Annotated in this window: 12 protein-coding genes and 4 tRNA genes; 5 read left to right on the top strand and 11 right to left on the bottom strand. The window is 60.9% G+C overall.

Going from position 1 to position 16451, the window contains the following annotated elements:
* Positions 1–93 precede the first annotated feature (93 nt).
* Entirely contained in the window at positions 94–1026 is a 933-nt protein-coding gene (locus CKW07_RS14460) for a LysR family transcriptional regulator (protein ID WP_095145498.1), read from the bottom strand.
* A 121-nt stretch (positions 1027–1147) separates the two neighbouring features.
* Between CKW07_RS14460 and CKW07_RS14455 the strand changes: the two genes are divergently transcribed.
* On the top strand, positions 1148–1390 hold the full coding sequence (locus CKW07_RS14455) for a DUF2790 domain-containing protein (RefSeq protein ID WP_095145497.1): 243 nt from the start codon (positions 1148–1150) through the stop codon (positions 1388–1390).
* An 8-nt stretch (positions 1391–1398) separates the two neighbouring features.
* Here the strand turns inward: CKW07_RS14455 and CKW07_RS14450 are convergent, their stop codons facing one another.
* The 3 genes from CKW07_RS14450 to CKW07_RS14440 all read right to left on the bottom strand — a co-directional run bounded on the left by CKW07_RS14450 (position 1399) and on the right by CKW07_RS14440 (position 5419).
* Positions 1399–2667 carry an OprD family porin gene (locus CKW07_RS14450; RefSeq protein ID WP_095145496.1) on the bottom strand — a complete coding sequence of 423 codons (1269 nt, stop codon included), beginning with the start codon at positions 2665–2667 and terminating at the stop codon, positions 1399–1401.
* A gap of 112 nt (positions 2668–2779) precedes the next feature.
* Entirely contained in the window at positions 2780–3991 is a 1212-nt protein-coding gene (locus CKW07_RS14445) for a benzoate/H(+) symporter BenE family transporter (RefSeq protein ID WP_095145495.1), read from the bottom strand.
* Between the two features lie 84 nt (positions 3992–4075).
* A complete protein-coding gene (locus CKW07_RS14440; RefSeq protein ID WP_095145494.1) occupies positions 4076–5419 on the bottom strand; it encodes an aromatic acid/H+ symport family MFS transporter in 1344 nt (447 codons plus the stop codon).
* 380 nt (positions 5420–5799) lie between these two features.
* On the opposite strand from CKW07_RS14440, the gene CKW07_RS14435 reads away from it, so the two are divergent.
* From CKW07_RS14435 to CKW07_RS14420, 4 genes are all read left to right on the top strand, one after another.
* The gene (locus CKW07_RS14435) at positions 5800–8466 is read left to right on the top strand and encodes an autotransporter outer membrane beta-barrel domain-containing protein (protein WP_095145493.1); all 2667 of its coding nucleotides are present in this window, start codon (positions 5800–5802) and stop codon (positions 8464–8466) included.
* 94 nt (positions 8467–8560) lie between these two features.
* The gene (locus CKW07_RS14430; protein ID WP_095080799.1) at positions 8561–9187 is read left to right on the top strand and encodes a DUF1780 domain-containing protein; all 627 of its coding nucleotides are present in this window, start codon (positions 8561–8563) and stop codon (positions 9185–9187) included.
* A gap of 228 nt (positions 9188–9415) precedes the next feature.
* The gene (locus tag CKW07_RS14425; protein WP_095145492.1) at positions 9416–9589 is read left to right on the top strand and encodes a DUF3094 domain-containing protein; all 174 of its coding nucleotides are present in this window, start codon (positions 9416–9418) and stop codon (positions 9587–9589) included.
* Positions 9590–9649: 60 nt separating this feature from the next.
* The gene (locus CKW07_RS14420; RefSeq protein ID WP_095145491.1) at positions 9650–10948 is read left to right on the top strand and encodes an NAD(P)/FAD-dependent oxidoreductase; all 1299 of its coding nucleotides are present in this window, start codon (positions 9650–9652) and stop codon (positions 10946–10948) included.
* A 118-nt stretch (positions 10949–11066) separates the two neighbouring features.
* On the opposite strand, the gene CKW07_RS14415 is transcribed toward CKW07_RS14420, so the two are convergent.
* From CKW07_RS14415 to rluD, 7 genes are all read right to left on the bottom strand, one after another.
* Positions 11067–11143 (bottom strand) — tRNA-Pro (locus tag CKW07_RS14415).
* A 96-nt stretch (positions 11144–11239) separates the two neighbouring features.
* Positions 11240–11315 (bottom strand) — tRNA-Lys (locus tag CKW07_RS14410).
* 5 nt (positions 11316–11320) lie between these two features.
* A tRNA-Pro gene (locus CKW07_RS14405) sits at positions 11321–11397 on the bottom strand.
* 9 nt (positions 11398–11406) lie between these two features.
* Positions 11407–11482, bottom strand: a tRNA-Asn gene (locus CKW07_RS14400).
* 442 nt (positions 11483–11924) lie between these two features.
* Positions 11925–14489 (bottom strand): ATP-dependent chaperone ClpB, encoded by a 2565-nt coding sequence (gene clpB, locus CKW07_RS14395; RefSeq protein WP_095145490.1) that lies wholly within the window; start codon positions 14487–14489, stop codon positions 11925–11927.
* A gap of 129 nt (positions 14490–14618) precedes the next feature.
* Positions 14619–15344 carry a peptidoglycan editing factor PgeF gene (gene pgeF, locus CKW07_RS14390; RefSeq protein WP_095145489.1) on the bottom strand — a complete coding sequence of 242 codons (726 nt, stop codon included), beginning with the start codon at positions 15342–15344 and terminating at the stop codon, positions 14619–14621.
* Positions 15341–16303: a 23S rRNA pseudouridine(1911/1915/1917) synthase RluD gene (gene rluD, locus CKW07_RS14385; protein WP_093230124.1), complete on the bottom strand. Its 963-nt coding sequence runs from the start codon at positions 16301–16303 to the stop codon at positions 15341–15343. Before rluD ends, pgeF begins: the two co-directional genes overlap by 4 nt.
* Between the last annotated feature and the right edge of the window lie 148 nt (positions 16304–16451).

Raw genomic sequence — 16451 nt, 5'->3', positions numbered from 1 at the left:
ACCTGGCAACCCCACTGTGCAGACCTTCACGTCAGACTCCTTGGAACGGGAACAGGCCGTCAGTCTACACCGCCCTTCGCGCTGCCTTCGACCTCAGGCCCAGTGCCTTGGGTCATTGATCACCCCGTCGTGCTCGGCGAACACCTTTGGTAACTCGACCTTGAGGAAGTCGACCCAGGTGCGGACCTTGGCATCGAGAAAGCGCCGCGACGGGTACAGCGCGTACACCTTGCGCTCACGGGGACGATAGGTCGGGAGCAGGCGCAACAAGCTGCCGTCGCTCAACGGCCGCGTCGCCGCATAAAACGGAATCAGGCTGATCCCCATGCCCGACTCGGAGGCCTTGACCATCGACTCGGCCACGTTGCACTGGAACGTCTTGGCCGGGCTGGCGGCATGCTCGCCGGACGCGTCATGAAACAGCCATTGATCGCTGTACAGGGGGTCGAGCATGCGCAGGCAACAGTGATCGTTCAACGCCAGCGGATGCTGCGGCACCCCTTGGCGTTGCAGGTACGCCGGGGCGGCACAGGGCACGCTGTAGATCTGCCCGAGAGGCTGGGCGACCGACTGCGAATCGGCCAGTTCAAGGGCAATCGAAATCACCACGTCAAAGCCTTCCTCCAGGGGGTCGGGATTGCGTTGTGACAGGGTCAGTTCGAACACCACGTCCGGGTACAGCTCACAGTATCGAGCGATCAACGGCGTGATCAACACGCCCAGGCCATTCATGCTGTGCACCCGCAGCCGGCCACTGGGTTTCAGGTGAGCGCCACGGGCCTCTGCCGTGGCCTCCTCCATTTCCTCAAGTATTTGCCGGCTGCGTAGCAAGAAACGCTCACCGGCCTCCGTCAGGCTCAACCGCCGGGTGGTGCGTTGCAGCAAGCGCGCCTGTACATGCTGCTCCAGATCCGCGACCAGGCGGGACACTTGCGCGGTAGAAAGGTCGAGCACATCGGCGGCGGCGGTAAAGCTGCCGCAATCCACGACACGAACAAACACCCGCAAGTTATTGAGCAAATCCATAAGCCTCCAGGGGGCCGTGACTGTTACGTTTCATGTAAGGCTGCATCAGGTGTTCAGCCCTTTTTCGATGACGGGCGAAGATTAGACTTCAGGTATCGGAATCAACACGGAGTACCCCACCATGAAAACCCTGATCAGCCTGTTGCTGACGATTGTCGCCACCTCTGCGATGGCCGCCGGCACTGAGTCCGCCGCCACGCCCTACCCTCCGGCGCAGCCGCTGGACATTGCCAGGGTGGTGTCGATCACGCCCACCGCTACGGCCTGCGACGTTGAACCGGCCACCATGGTCTATGTCGATCACCAAGGCCAGACTCACCGCGTGACGTATCAGGTCATGGGCAACTGCACCAGTGGCCTGTAGTCACCGGCTCAGCGCAGTGTCCAGGTGTAACTGAAGATCAGACGGTTTTCATCGATGTCGCTGCGGTAGTTGGAACGCGCCATGGCATTGCGTACGCGTATCCCCAAGCCTTTGAGGCTGCCACTCTGCAGCACATAGCCAATATCCAGGTCCCGCTCGCGGTCCTTGCCCTCATACCCCTTGCCAGTATCGACGTTATTGCCGCTGATGTACCGCACGGTACTGGTCAACCCCGGCATGCCGAGGGCGGCAAAGTCGTAGTCGTAACGGGCCTGCCAGGAGCGCTCATCGGTGTAGGCAAACTCATAGGTCGGCACCTCGTTGCCCAGCGGTGAGATATTGGCAAACACTCGGGGGAAGGCGCTGTCGCCGAACATGCCCTGGTAGCCGACATAAAAGGTGTGACCGCCGCGCTTGGCCGACAGCAGGGAGAAGAACGCCTGGTTGTCGATGTTGCCCAACAACTGCTGGCCGTCTTCCCGCGAATCGAAATAGCCCAGGTTCGCGCCCAGGACCCAGTCGCCCGCTGGCTCACTGTGTTTGAGGCCGAGGAAGCGCTGGTTGTAGATGTCCTCCAGTTGCCCGTACCAGGCACTGAGCGAACTGCGCTTGTCATTGAAGGCGTAATCGGCACCGGCAAAGTTGAAGCCGTCGCTGCTGACCTGGCGCTGCGGTACATGGCCGAGCATGGCCTGCATCTTCTCGTCGCCGGCTTCGTTACGCAGGCTGGTCGACCGCAAGTGGCCACCCTGCACAGTCAGGCCATTGATCTCGCTGGAGCTGATACTGGCGCCCTGGTAGCTGGGCGGCAGCAAGCGAATATCGCTGAAGACCAGTACCGGCAGGTTCGGCTGCAACTCTCCAACCTTCAACTCGGTCCTGGAGTAACGCACTTTCAACGCACCGGCCAGGCGGCTGTAGTCATCGGCGGCACGCCCGTCACCCTGCACCGGCAGCAAGCCGGTATTGACCCGGTCCGGGCTGCTGTCGAGCTTGAGGCCCAGCAGGCCGATGACATCCATGCCGAACCCGACGGTGCCCTGGGTGTACCCGGACTTGACGTTGAGGATGAAGCCCTGCGCCCACTCCTCGGCCTTCGATTGCGGGTTAGCCCCGACGATGTCGGAGAAGTCCCGGCTGAAGTAGTAATTGCGGGCCTGCAAGGTGGCGCTGGTGTCTTCGATGAAGCCACTCTCGGCAGCCAGTGCGCCAGTGGAAAAACCCGAGGCGAGCGCCAGGGACAACACGGAACCGGTTGTTGGGAGACTCTGTTTCATCGTTGTTCTCTTATTGTTTTGGATCGACAGGTTGAAGGGCGCCACCCCCTGCGCACTTGCGGCGGGGGACGCTGAAGCAGGTTGAAGCCGATCGCGCGAACGCTGACGGGCGTCAGCGCGCGACCTCTCGGGAATCCGCCGCCTGGGCGGCAGAAGCGGGACGCCGCACACTCAACAACAGGTGCGTGACCATGCCGAAAATCAGCCCCCAGAACGCAGCGGACAAGCCGAACAGCGACATGCCCGAGGCGGTGGCGAGAAAGGTCACCAGCGCCGCTTCGCGGTCATTCGGCACGGCCATCGCGCCGGCCAGGGCACCGGCAATGGCGGCAAACAGAGCGAGCCCGGCGAGGGCCGCGATCAGCTCCTTGGGAAAGGCCGAGAACAGCGAGACCAGGGTGGCGCCGAAGATCCCCAGCATCAGGTAGCACAGCCCGCCCACGACCCCGGCCACATAACGCTTGCGCGGATTTTCGTGGGCCTCGCGCCCGGTGCAGATCGCGGCGGTAATGGCCGCCAGATTCAGCCCATGGCAGCCAAACGGTGCCAACAACGCGGTCCCCAGCGCGCTGCTGGCGATGATCGGGCTGGCCGGCGTGGTGTATCCGCTGGCACGCAGCACCGCCATGCCCGGGACGAACTGCCCGGTCAGGGCCACCATCACCAGCGGCAAGGCAATGTTGAGCGTTGCACCGAGGCTGAATTCGGGGATGATCCAGACCGGCGTCGCCAGACCGATCACCAATGCATCACGCTGCAGCTCCCCTGAAACAAAGGCGATCGAGCAACCGACCAGCAGCACCATCAACACCGCGTAGCGTGGCATGACACGCTTGCACACCAGGTACGTGGCAAACATCGCCAGCACCAGTAGCGGCTTGCCCTGCAGGGACACAAACAACCCGGTGCCGAAGCTGAACAGAATCCCCGCCAGCATCGCCGCCGCAATCGCGGCAGGCAGCTTGCCGATGATCCGGTCAAAGGCACCCGACACCCCGACCAGAAAAATGATCAGGCTACTGACCAGGTAGGCGCCCACCGCTTCAGGCATGGCAATGTCCGGCAGCAACGCCACCAGCAACGCCGAGCCCGGTGCCGACCACGCGATGATCACCGGCACGCGGTAGCGCAGGCTCAAGCCGATGCCCAGCAGCGCGCTGCCAATGGAAATCGCCCAGATCCAGGACGACAGCACTTCCCGCGAGAGGTGTGCCGCCTCGGCCGCCTGAAAAATAATCACCAGGGGACCGGCGTAGGAAATCACCGTGGCGATAAATCCTGCGACCGCGGCAGACAGGGAAAAGTCGTGGAGTAACGCTTTCATGGCACCTCGGCGCAAGACTCATCAGGCGATCCGTGGCGCTGGCCCGGTCGCTCTTGTTTGGAGAACATCAACGGACAGCCCGGGTCAGGCGTTGGTCGGTGTCATTGCCTGGGCAACGCCTTTGGCGCTGCGCTGACTGCTGATGGCGAACACCGTCATGGCGATGGCCGCCACGGCCCCGGGCAACGCGAACGCCATGAAATTCAGTTGCAGCGGCAGGCTGATCCCCAGCAAGGCACCGCCCAACAGCGGACCGACGATGGCACCGTTACGGCCAATGCCCGAGGCCCAGCCCAGGCCGGTGGAACGAATGGCCATGGAGTAAAACTGCGCGGCGCAGGCATACAGCAGAATTTGCGAGCCGATGGTGGTGGCGCCGGCAATGGCGATCAGCAGGTACAACACCGGCATCGGGCTGTTGAAACCGAGCAAGGTGATCGACACCGCCGCCATGGCGAAGAACACCGCCAGCACCCGTGGCAGGTTGAGCCTGTCACCCAGTACCCCCCCACCCACCGCACCGAAGATGGCACCGAAGTTCAGCACCAGCAGGAACGACAGGCTCGAGCCAAGGCTGTAACCGGCGTTGGCCATCAGTTTCGGCAACCAGGAGCTCAGGGCGTAGACCATCAGCAGGCAGCAGAAAAATGCCAACCACAGCATCAGCGTGCGCAGTGCCCGCCCTTCGCGAAACAGCTGCAACACCGGTGTGCCGGTGCCCTTCACTTCGCTCATGTGCAGTTGATCGTCGGTCTGCGCGACATAACCCGGATCGATTCGCTCCAGCACCTTGCGTGCTTCTGCATGGCGTCCCTGACGCAGCATGAAACCCACTGACTCGGGCAGGAAGTACATGATCAGCGGCAACAACAGCAATGGCAGCAGCGCCACGTAAAATACCGACTGCCAGCCAAAGCTGGGGATCAGCACGATGCCCAGCCCGGCCGAGAGCATGCCGCCCACCGAGTAGCCGCTGAACATGATCGCCACCAGGGTGCTGCGGATTTTTTTCGGCGCGTACTCGTTCATCAGCGCCACCACATTGGGCATCACACCCCCAATACCCAACCCGGCAATGAACCGGCAGAGACCGAACTCGGTGGGGTTGCGGGCAAAACCGTTGAGCACGGTAAAGCCGCTGAACAGGATCACGCACAGGGTGATGGCTTTCTTACGCCCGATCTTGTCCGACAGCGGGCCGAAAAACAGCGCCCCGAACATCATCCCGAACAGGGCATAACTGCCCAGCGCGCCGGCCTGCAGAGGGCTGAGCCCCCACTCTTTCATCAGCATCGGCAGCACCACGCCGTAGATCACCAGATCGTAGCCGTCGAAGATGATGATCAGGGCACACCAGAACAGCACCATCCAGTGAAAGCGGTTGAAACGAGCGTTGTCGATAACCTCATGTACGTCGATCTTGCGCATGGCATCTGTCTCTTGTTGTTGTTTTTTTAAGAGCGTCGGTAACGCGGTAAACGTGCGTAGAACCGAGGGTAGGGATGTCAGGGGCGCTGCAATATCCGCTCAGCGCAGATCGTTATCCGCTTTGTGCAGGCATGGATGCCAGGGGAACACTGCACGGCAGCCCCCGGCGCTCAGAAAAAAACACATTACGCAACTGTCACTTTTGACAGTCCATTTGTCGGAACAGACTGGCGGACGGGAAAAATCCGACTAGACCTTCACGTGGCTGACGGAGCAGCCGTTGCACGTTGTCAGGTCACAGGTTTGGGTGGTTTCAGTGGCACCGCTTGGGCCCTGTTCAGGATCAGGACGATCTGTCATTAATCCAACAGGGATAGGCCATGCGTTCTCACTTCAGACATATCAGGAACCTGCCATCTGTCTTTGCTCTGCCCACTTCACTACTGATACTCACCAGCTTCCCGGCTCATGCGGCCTGTACGCTGACGCCCGGGACCGGTGACAGCAGCTATGTCTGTGACAGCGGCACCGGCAGTTCGCTGAGCGACCTCTCAGGCAACAACAGCCTGACCTTCCCGGCCAATGGCAGCGGCGTCATCAACGGCAACGTCCGCTTCGGGGCCGGTGCCGACCGGGTGTTGATGAGCTCCGGCGTCCTCACTGGCTCGCTCGATCAAGGCGATGGCCAGGACAGCCTGTACATCAACGCCGGCCAGATCGGCGGCGCAGTGCTACAGGGCAATGGCATTGATGACTTCGTGATGAATGGGGGGCAGGTTCAGTCCCTGGCTCAAGGCGACAGCCGAGATACATTTCTCATGACCGCTGGCACTATAGTCAAGGCCTTCGAAGATGGCGATGTGGCGAAGATGACTGGCGGTACCATCGGCCGGGTGGACATGAAGCTGGACAACAACATCTTCGAGCTGTCTGGCGGCAGCATTCTGGGTAATCTTGTCACCGCATTCGGCCAGGACACCATCATCGTCTCTGGCGGTAGCATCGGTGGCAATGTCAGTGTCAGCGGTGGCGACGACAGCATTACCATCACGGGTGGAGTGATTTCCGGGCAAATACGCTCCAGCGTCGGCAACGACAGCCTCACCTGGACCGGCGGCCAGATCACCTCGGACATACTGATGGGCGATGGCGACGACATAGCCTTGCTCAGCCAACTGAGCGAAAGCACGCTGGCCTTGAGCCCGTCACTGGATGGCGGGATGGGCAATGACCGCCTGACCTTCGACAACACCACCTCGGCGGGGGCCTCGCGCTACCTTGGCTGGGAGAACGTCGCGCTGAACAACCACTCGCACTTTGCTCTGGCCGGGGACTTTTTTATCGGTGACAGTGCAACCGCAACCGGTACCTTCGCCATCGATGACAGCAGCGTCATGGCGGTCACCCGGGGCAGTGTCCGGCCCTATACCGCAGGCGGGCTGGCGACACTGAACAACGCCGGCAGCATCGACATGACCACCGGCAGCAACAGCACAACCGACTCGCTGACGGTGCACGGCAACTACGTCGGCCAGAACGGACAGTTGCTGCTGCAAACGGTACTCGGCGACGACAACGCGGCCAGCGACAAACTCGTGGTCTCCCAAGGCACCCTCAGCGGCAATACCCAGCTGGGCATCAGCAATCTGGGCGGTCTGGGCGGGTTGACCCGGCAGAACGGCATCCAGGTAGTGCAGGCGCAAAATGGCGCCATCAGCAGCAACGATGCCTTCGCCCTGAAGGGCTCACTGTCGGCCGGGGCGTATCAGTACTACCTGTTCAAAGGCGGGGTCACAGCCGGCTCGGAAAACAGCTGGTACCTGCGCTCATCAGTGGTGGCCGTCCCGCCCCCCACCGTCCCGCCGGTGGTGAACCCTCCCCCCGCAGTGCCTCCCGCCCCGCCACCCGTGGCGCCGCCTGTTCTGATTGTTGATCCAGATGAGCCGCCAATCGAGCCACCGACCGCGCGACCTGTCGCACCCGAAGAGCCAGCCACGCCCGCCCCTACCCAGCTTGTCGCTGAAAGCTCGCCAGTGCCTGCCGCCACCACCCCACCCGTACCGACAGCAGTAGCCGGCGCGGATCCGATTCCGTTGTATCGCCTGGAAGTACCGGTGTACTCCGTGGTGATCCCTGCCGCCCAACTGATGACCCTGCAGGCACTCGGCACGTTCCATGAACGCCAGGGCGAGCAAAGCTTGTTGACTGAAACCGGCGCGGTCCCCGCAGGCTGGGGCCGGGCTTATGGCAGTGATTTGCAAAAGAGCTGGTCCGGCACCGTGTCTCCCCGTTTCGACGGCTCGCTCCAGGGTTTCCAGATCGGTCATGACCTGTATGCGTCACAGAACGGTGGCGGGCAACTCCAGCGCTTCGGCTTCTTCGTGGGTCACAGCCACCTGCAGGGCAATGTCGACGGCTTTGCCGAAGGCTTCCAGGATCGACGTTCGGGCCGGGTGAAACTCGACGGCGATCATGTCGGCGCCTACTGGACCCTGATTGATTCAAGCAATGGCTATGTCGACGCCGTCGCCATGTGGTCACGCCTGGATGGCGACAACCGCTCCGAGCGCGGGGTGAAAATGGACACAGAAGGCGATGCGCTGGCGCTGTCACTGGAGGCCGGTTATCCGATGGCCGTATCGGAAAACTGGGCCGTCGAACCCCAGGTCCAGGTGATCCACCAGCCGATTGATCTGGATAACCAGAATGACGGTATTTCCAAAGTCTCGTTCGATTCCCAGGACTACTGGACGGGCCGTCTCGGTGCTCGTCTCAAGGGCCACTACCGGGTGCAGAATATCCCGCTGGAGCCTTACCTGAGAGCCAATGCCTGGAAAACGTTTGGTGGTTACGACACGGTGACCTACGACGGTGCAGACCGGATCAAGAGCGAGCATGAATCATCCACCGCCAACCTTGGCCTGGGACTGGTGGCCAAACTATCGTCAAGCGTCAGCGTCTACACGAGCGTCGACTACAACACCCATCTGGACAGCAACGATATGGACGGTGTCTCCGGCACTCTGGGACTGCGTATGAGTTGGTAGCGCCTCAAGCGGCGGCACGCCGACGGACCCATCTGGCCGGGCGGATACGACAAATGTCTTCTTTGCGATTGCATTTGGGCGCTAAGCTTGGCCTATGGATGACTCAGACTACTTACGCCTGCTGACCATCGCGGCCGAGCAAGCCAACGCCTTCCTTTCCAATGCCCGCAAATGGGAGCGTGAGCGTTGGGTCTGCCAACGCCTGCTGCAAGGCTTGAACATCCCCTACCGCGCCGACGAGTTCAGCCCGGCGGGCGAGCCGCCAGACGTGCTGTTTCGCGAGGCCAATTTCGAAGTCTTCTTCGTGCTCGACGAAGGCCGACGGCTCAATGACGAGTGGCGCGACGAACTGCAACGTCGGCGCAGCGCCTTCTCCCTGAGCCAACTGGTGCGCCGCGAAGCCAAGCCCAGGCGCATTCCGGCCAACGAGTTCTTGTTGCGATTGGCGCCAACCTTGCGCAAAAAAGCGCACAACTACAAAGAACGCGGCATGGACCTGGGCGAACTGGACATCATCGCCTTCGCCAGCCTCAAGCGCGAAGTACTGGACCTCAACAGCCACTTCCCGCCCCCCACCGAATACCTGCGCCAGGGCTGGCGCTCGTTGTCACTGGTCGGTCCGACCTTCGCCCGCGTGTTGTTTGCCCACCCCGACGCCCCGGACTTTCTGCGCGGCAACCTGGGCCGCAGCATTGTCTTCGACGTCGGAATCAGTCTGTGAGCCCTATGCCGGACTGAGTGCCGACAGATTGTCGACACGTTCAGGGGGCGGACATGGTGCAATCAGCGCTGCAATGTTACAAAGTGGCAACATTCGCCTGGGTGACACCCTGTGCATCGGCCCCCTGCCCGCGAGCGGCTATGCTCCGTCCAATGCCGACCAGCGTATAACCTGGCTGCGCGCTGTAGCTTCCATACATTTAGCAACGTCTACCTGACGAGGCCTTATATGACCAGCCGCCTGAACCCCGACGACCAACAGCATGTCGAAGAGTACCTGCAACTGTCCCAGCACCGAGTCGAGCGCCGGCCATTCCGGCCGTGGATGCTCCTGGTGGTGGTGCTGGCAGTGACCATTGGCCTGGGCCTGTTGAGCCGTCTTATCAGTTACCTGACGCTATGAGCCGCGTAGCGCTCGCTCGGGTAATTGCACCGATTTCTTTTAGCCTTGCGAGATATCCCCATGACTCATCGTATTGTCATCGTTGGCGGCGGCGCCGGCGGCCTGGAGTTGGCTACCCGTCTGGGTAAGACTCTGGGTAAACGCGGCACGGCCAGCGTAATGCTGGTCGACGCGAACCTGACCCACATCTGGAAACCCCTGCTGCATGAAGTGGCCGCCGGTTCCCTGAACTCCTCCGAAGATGAACTCAACTATGTTGCCCAGGCCAAATGGAACCACTTCGAGTTCCAGCTCGGGCGCATGAGCGGGCTCGATCGGGCACAGAAAAAAATCCAGCTGGCCGCGACCTACGACGAACACGGCCTGGAACTGGTTCCGGCCCGTGAAGTGGCCTACGACTCGCTGGTGATTTCAGTCGGCAGCACCACCAACGACTTCGGCACCCTGGGCGCGGCGCAACACTGCCTGTTCCTCGACACCCGCAAGCAGGCCGAACGCTTCCACCAACAGCTGCTCAACCACTACCTGCGCGCCCACGCCGGGCAGACCGACCAGATCGAGCAAATCAGCGTGGCCATCGTCGGCGCGGGTGCCACCGGCGTCGAACTGGCCGCCGAACTGCACAACGCGGCTCATGAGCTGGCAGCCTATGGCCTGGACCGGATCAAACCGGAAAACATGCACATCACCCTGATCGAAGCCGGGCCACGGGTGTTGCCTGCCCTGCCGGAACGCATCGGCGGGCCTGTGCATAAAACCCTGGAGAAACTCGGGGTGAACGTCATGACCAATGCGGCGGTCAGCGAAGTGACGGCCGACAGCCTGATTACCGCCGACGGCAAAACCATCAATGCCAGCCTGAAAGTCTGGGCGGCAGGCATTCGCGCACCGGGTTTTCTCAAGGACATCGACGGCCTGGAAACCAACCGCATCAACCAACTGCACGTGTTGCCGACCCTGCAAACCACCCGCGACGAGAATATTTTCGCCTTCGGTGACTGTGCCGCCTGCCCACAACCCGGCACCGACCGCAATGTGCCGCCACGGGCTCAGGCCGCCCACCAGCAAGCCTCGCTGCTGGCAAAGTCGCTGAAACTGCGGATCGAGGGCAAGCCCCTGCCGAGCTACAAATACACCGATTACGGTTCGCTGATCTCGTTGTCGCGTTTTTCGGCTGTGGGTAACTTGATGGGCAACCTCACCGGCAGCGTGATGCTCGAGGGCTGGTTGGCGCGGATGTTCTACGTGTCGCTGTACCGCATGCACCAGATGGCGCTGTACGGACCGTTCCGCACGGCAATGCTGATGCTGGGCAGCAAGATCGGACGCGGGACCGAGCCGCGGCTGAAGCTGCACTGACTCAATCCTGCGTGGGAGCGAGCTTGTTCGCTCCCACATTTTATTTTCATCGCCGGGAGGATCGCTTTTCAGCAGACAAAAAAAATCCCCGTATCTTTCGATACGAGGATTTTTAATATGGTCGGGGTAAGGGGATTCGAACTCCTGACATCCTGCTCCCAAAGCAGGCGCGCTACCGGACTGCGCTATACCCCGGTAAAAAAAAGGCACCTTTTCAAAGGCGCCTTCCTCGATCAGTGCTTTTGGCCTCTGATCTTAAGATTCGATTCCAGCGCTAACTGGTTTCAAAAATGGTGGGTCGTGTGGGATTCGAACCTACGACCAATTGGTTAAAAGCCAACTGCTCTACCAACTGAGCTAACGACCCAAAAATGGTCGGGGTAAGGGGATTCGAACTCCTGACATCCTGCTCCCAAAGCAGGCGCGCTACCGGACTGCGCTATACCCCGGTTTGAAATTGGCTCCGTGACCAGGACTCGAACCTGGGACCCAATGATTAACAGTCATTTGCTCTACCGACTGAGCTATCACGGAACTACATATTTCAATTACAACATTTGACGCTTTACTGCACTCTCTTCGACCTGTTCGCATCGCTGCGTTCGTGTGTCTGAGGCGCGCTATTCTACAACCTTAAACACCTCTGTCAACCCCCTAAATTGCTTTCAAGACACTGATTTGCAACTTATTTCAGATTTCTTCTTGGGGAGAAGAAACCCTTGGAGCGACTTACTGCGGGGCGCACTTTACAAGCCTTTTCCTTACAGTTCAACACCCTAAGAAAAAAAAGGTCTGCTAAACGAAGGTCAACCCTTATAGGAGCAGCCGGTCGACGCTCGAGCGCTCGCGATGGGCGTTAACGATAATGCGTACTTTCTGACTCAACGCGTTGCTCTTGAGTCCATCGCGAGCGTGCTCGCTCCTATAAAAAAGGCCCCGCAATGCGGGGCCTCCTCCATTAACGCTGGGCAAACGGTCAGTTGAAAACGATCTCGTCGTTCGCAACAGTGGCCGTCACGCTGCTGCCTGGCAGGAAACTGCCGGACAGGATCAGCTGTGCCAACGGGTTCTCGATCCAGCGCTGGATCGCTCGTTTGAGCGGCCGTGCGCCATAAACCGGGTCGTAACCCACCGCAATCAACTTATCCAGCGCCTCACTGCTCAGCGCCAGACTCAGTTCGCGCTCGGCCAGACGGCTGCGCAGGCGGCCCAACTGGATTTCGGTGATGCCGGCAATCTGATCACGGGCCAGAGGCTCGAAGATCACTACTTCATCGATACGGTTGATGAACTCCGGACGGAAGTGCGTCGATACCGCATCCATCACCGCCGCACGTTGCGCTTCACGATCACCCACCAGTTCCTGGATCTGTACCGACCCCAGGTTGGAGGTCATGACGATCACCGTATTGCGGAAGTCCACGGTGCGCCCATGGCTGTCCGTCAGGCGGCCGTCTTCCAGCACTTGCAGCAACACGTTGAACACGTCCGGGTGGGCCTTCTCGACCTCGTCCAGGAGGATCACCGAGTAAGGCTTGCGACGCACCGCCTCGGTCAGGTAACCGCCCTCTTCATAGCCCACATAGCCTGGTGGTGCGCCGATCAAGCGGGCCACCGAGTGTTTCTCCATGAACTCGGACATGTCGATTCGTACCATCGCCTCTTCGGTATCGAAGAGGAACTCGGCCAGGGCCTTGCACAGCTCCGTCTTGCCCACCCCGGTAGGGCCCAGGAACATGAATGAGCCGCTTGGGCGATTCGGGTCGGACAACCCGGCGCGGGAACGCCGCACGGCGTTGGCCACTGCCACGACCGCCTCGTTCTGGCCAATCACACGCTGGTGCAACAGGCTTTCCATCTTCAGCAGTTTGTCGCGCTCGCCTTCGAGCATCTTCGACACCGGGATGCCGGTCCATTTCGACACGACCTCGGCGATCTCTTCTTCAGTCACCTTGCTACGCAGCAACTGGTTTTCGCTCTTGCCATGCTGGTCGACCATTTGCAGGCTGCGCTCCAGATCCGGGATCACCCCGTACTGCAACTCGGCCATGCGGTTCAGGTCACCCTTGCGACGCGCTGTTTCCAGTTCCTGGCGGGACTGTTCGATTTTTTGCTGGATCTGCGCGGAGCCCTGCACTTCGGCTTTTTCCGAGGTCCAGATTTCTTCCAGGTCGGAATACTCACGCTCCAGTCGAACAATCTCTTCCTGCAATTTCTCCAGGCGCTTGATCGCTGCTTCGTCGTCCTCTTTCTTCAAGGCCTGGGATTCGACCTTGAGCTGAATCAGCCGACGCTCCAGGCGATCCAGCACTTCCGGCTTGGAGTCGATCTCCATCCGAATGCGGCTGGCGGCCTCATCGACCAGGTCGATGGCCTTATCCGGCAACTGGCGATCGGTAATGTAGCGATGGCTCAACTTGGCCGCCGCGATGATCGCACCGTCGGTGATCGCCACCTTGTGGTGAACCTCGTAGCGCTCTTTCAGGCCACGCAGGATCGCAATGGTGTCTTCTTCACTCGGCTCATCCACCAGTACTTTCTGGAAGCGCCGCTCGAGGGCCGCGTCCTTCTCTATATATTGGCGGTACTCGTTGAGCGTGGTCGCACCCACGCAATGCAACTCACCACGGGCCAGGGCCGGCTTGAGCATGTTGCCGGCGTCCATCGAGCCTTCGCCCTTGCCAGCGCCGACCATGGTGTGCAGCTCGTCGATGAACAGAATGATCTGCCCTTCCTGCTTCGACAGTTCATTGAGCAAGCCTTTGAGGCGCTCCTCGAACTCGCCACGGTACTTGGCACCGGCAATCAGCGCGCCCATATCCAGCGAGAGCAGACGCTTGCCTTTGAGGCCGTCCGGCACCTCACCATTAATGATGCGCTGGGCCAGGCCTTCGGCAATCGCGGTTTTACCCACGCCTGGCTCACCGATCAGCACCGGGTTGTTCTTGGTACGGCGCTGCAGGACCTGAATAGTCCGGCGAATCTCGTCGTCACGGCCAATCACCGGATCGAGCTTGCCGTCTTCGGCGCGCTTGGTCAGGTCGACCGTGTATTTGTCCAGTGCCTGGCGCGACTCCTCGGCATTGGGGTCATTCACCGCCTCGCCGCCGCGCAGGTTATTGATCGCATTCTCCAGGGCTTTCTTGCTGACACCCTGGCCGAGCAGCAACTTGCCGAGCTTACTGTTCTCGTCCATGGCCGCGAGCAACACCAGTTCGCTGGAGATGAACTGGTCACCCTTCTGCTGGGCCAGGCGATCGGCTTGGTTGAGCAGGCGCGCCAGGTCCTGCGACATGTTCACGTCGCCGGTGGGGTTCTGGATTTTTGGCAACTGGTCGAGCTCTTTGCTCAACGCTTTGCGCAGGCTGTTGACGTCGAAGCCCACTTGCATCAGCAACGGCTTGATTGAGCCGCCTTGCTGCTCAAGCAGCGCTTGCATCAGGTGCGCAGGTTCGATGCCTGGATGATCGAGGCCTACGGCCAGGGATTGGGCATCGGATAACGCTAACTGTAATTTGCTGGTTAAACGGTCTATACGCATTGGTCACCTTCCTTTGAGCAGGCCGGAGCGATGGACACACCTAAATAGAGAAACCTGCCAGATACCTCACTAGATGCGGTCGATTCTGGGGGATTCAAGCGTCGTACAGTTGATACAGATCAGAAGAGTCTAGCGTTCCAGCCAGATCAGGGAGGCAAACCGACCCGTGCGAGGCGCGCGGCGGTAAGAGAAGAAGCGAGGATCGGTCACGGTACACAAACCGCCACCGTAGACGGCCGTGACACCGCACGCCGCCAGACGCAGGCGCGCCAGCAGGTAAATGTCAGCCATGAATTTGCCCGCATTGTGGCTGGGCACAAAAGCCCCGCTCGCTTGCGGCAGCTGCGCAATGAAAACGTCGCGAACTTCCGGGCCGACCTCAAAGGCTTTCGGGCCAATGGCCGGGCCGAGCCAGACCATGACCTGCGCCGGCTCCACCGCCAGGCTGTCGAGCGTGGCTTCCAGCACACCCGCCGCCAGCCCGCGCCAACCGGCATGGGCCGCGGCGACGCGAGTACCGGCACGGTCGCAGAACAACACCGGCAGGCAATCCGCCGTCATCGCCGTACAGGCGATCCCGGGCGTGGCCGTCCAGCTGGCGTCCGCCGTGGCGACCACCGCCGGGTCGGCGTGCGCCACGACAATCCCGTGAACCTGCTGCAACCAGGCCGGTTGAATAGCGAAGTGCTCGGTCAGGCGACGGCGATTCTCGGCCACCGCCACGGGGTTGTCGTCGACGTGATCGCCCAGGTTGAGGCTATCGAACGGCGCCAGGCTGACGCCGCCCGCACGGGTGGTGACACAGGCTTTGACCCCGGCCGGCGCGGGCCAGTCAGGAATCAGCCAGTCCATCATCCGATGAACGCCTCACGGTCCTGCTTGAGCAGCGTCAGCAACCAGACGAAATCTTCCGGCAATGGCGACTCCCAGCTCATGCGCTTGCCCGTGGTCGGGTGATCCAGTTCCAGGAAACGCGCATGCAGCGCCTGACGCGGGAAGTTTTTCAGGGACTCGACCATGGTTGGATTGGCTGCCGGTGGAATACGGAAACGGCCGCCGTAGGCAGGGTCTCCGACCAACGGGAAGTTGATGTGGGCCATGTGCACGCGAATCTGGTGCGTACGACCGGTTTCCAGCTTGACCCGCACATGAGTGTGGGAGCGGAAGCGTTCGAGCACGCGGTAATGACTCACCGCCTGCTTGCCGCCTTCCATCACCGCCATGCGCTGGCGTTGCTGGCCGTGACGACCGATGGGCGCGTTGATCTTGCCGCCCGCGGTGACCACGCCGATCACGATGCACTCGTAGATCCGGCTGACGCTGCGGCTCTGCAACTGTGTAACCAGTTGCGTCTGCGCCTGAATGGTCTTGGCCACCACCATCAAGCCGGTGGTGTCCTTGTCCAGACGGTGCACGATACCGGCGCGCGGCACATTGATGATGTCCGGCACGTGGTGCAGCAAGGCATTGAGCAACGTGCCATCGGCGTGACCGGCGGCAGGATGCACCACCAGCCCGGCAGGCTTGTTGATCACCAGGATGTCGTCATCTTCATAGACGATGTCCAGAGCGATGTCTTGAGCGACCCATTCGCCCTGAGCTTCCTGCTCGGCAGTCAGCTCGAGGATGGCACCGCCGTGGACGATGTCTCGCGGGCGGATAACCGCTCCATCCACAGTCAGGCGGCCGTCTTTGATCCAGGCGGAAAGGCGCGAGCGCGAGTGCTCAGCGAATAGTTGTGCAGCGACTTGGTCGAGGCGTTGGCCGCCCAATTCGGACGGCACCTCTGCGCGGAGTTCAATTTTATCGGACATGCTCAGACTAGGCGTCGGCACAGCCTTTGGTTTCGGCTGCGCGCTTGTGGTTAAATACGGCGTCTTTTGCCCCGAGGCTATTCAACGGGGCACTCATCATAACAGGACGGCCCCGCCCAAGACAGCGGCCGTCATAGGGACGCAAGCC

Source organism: Pseudomonas sp. Irchel s3b6, from assembly GCF_900187415.1.
GTDB lineage: Bacteria > Pseudomonadota > Gammaproteobacteria > Pseudomonadales > Pseudomonadaceae > Aquipseudomonas.
The sequence above is the reverse complement of the archived record's forward strand: the minus strand, read 5'-3'. Positions and strand labels throughout refer to the sequence as shown.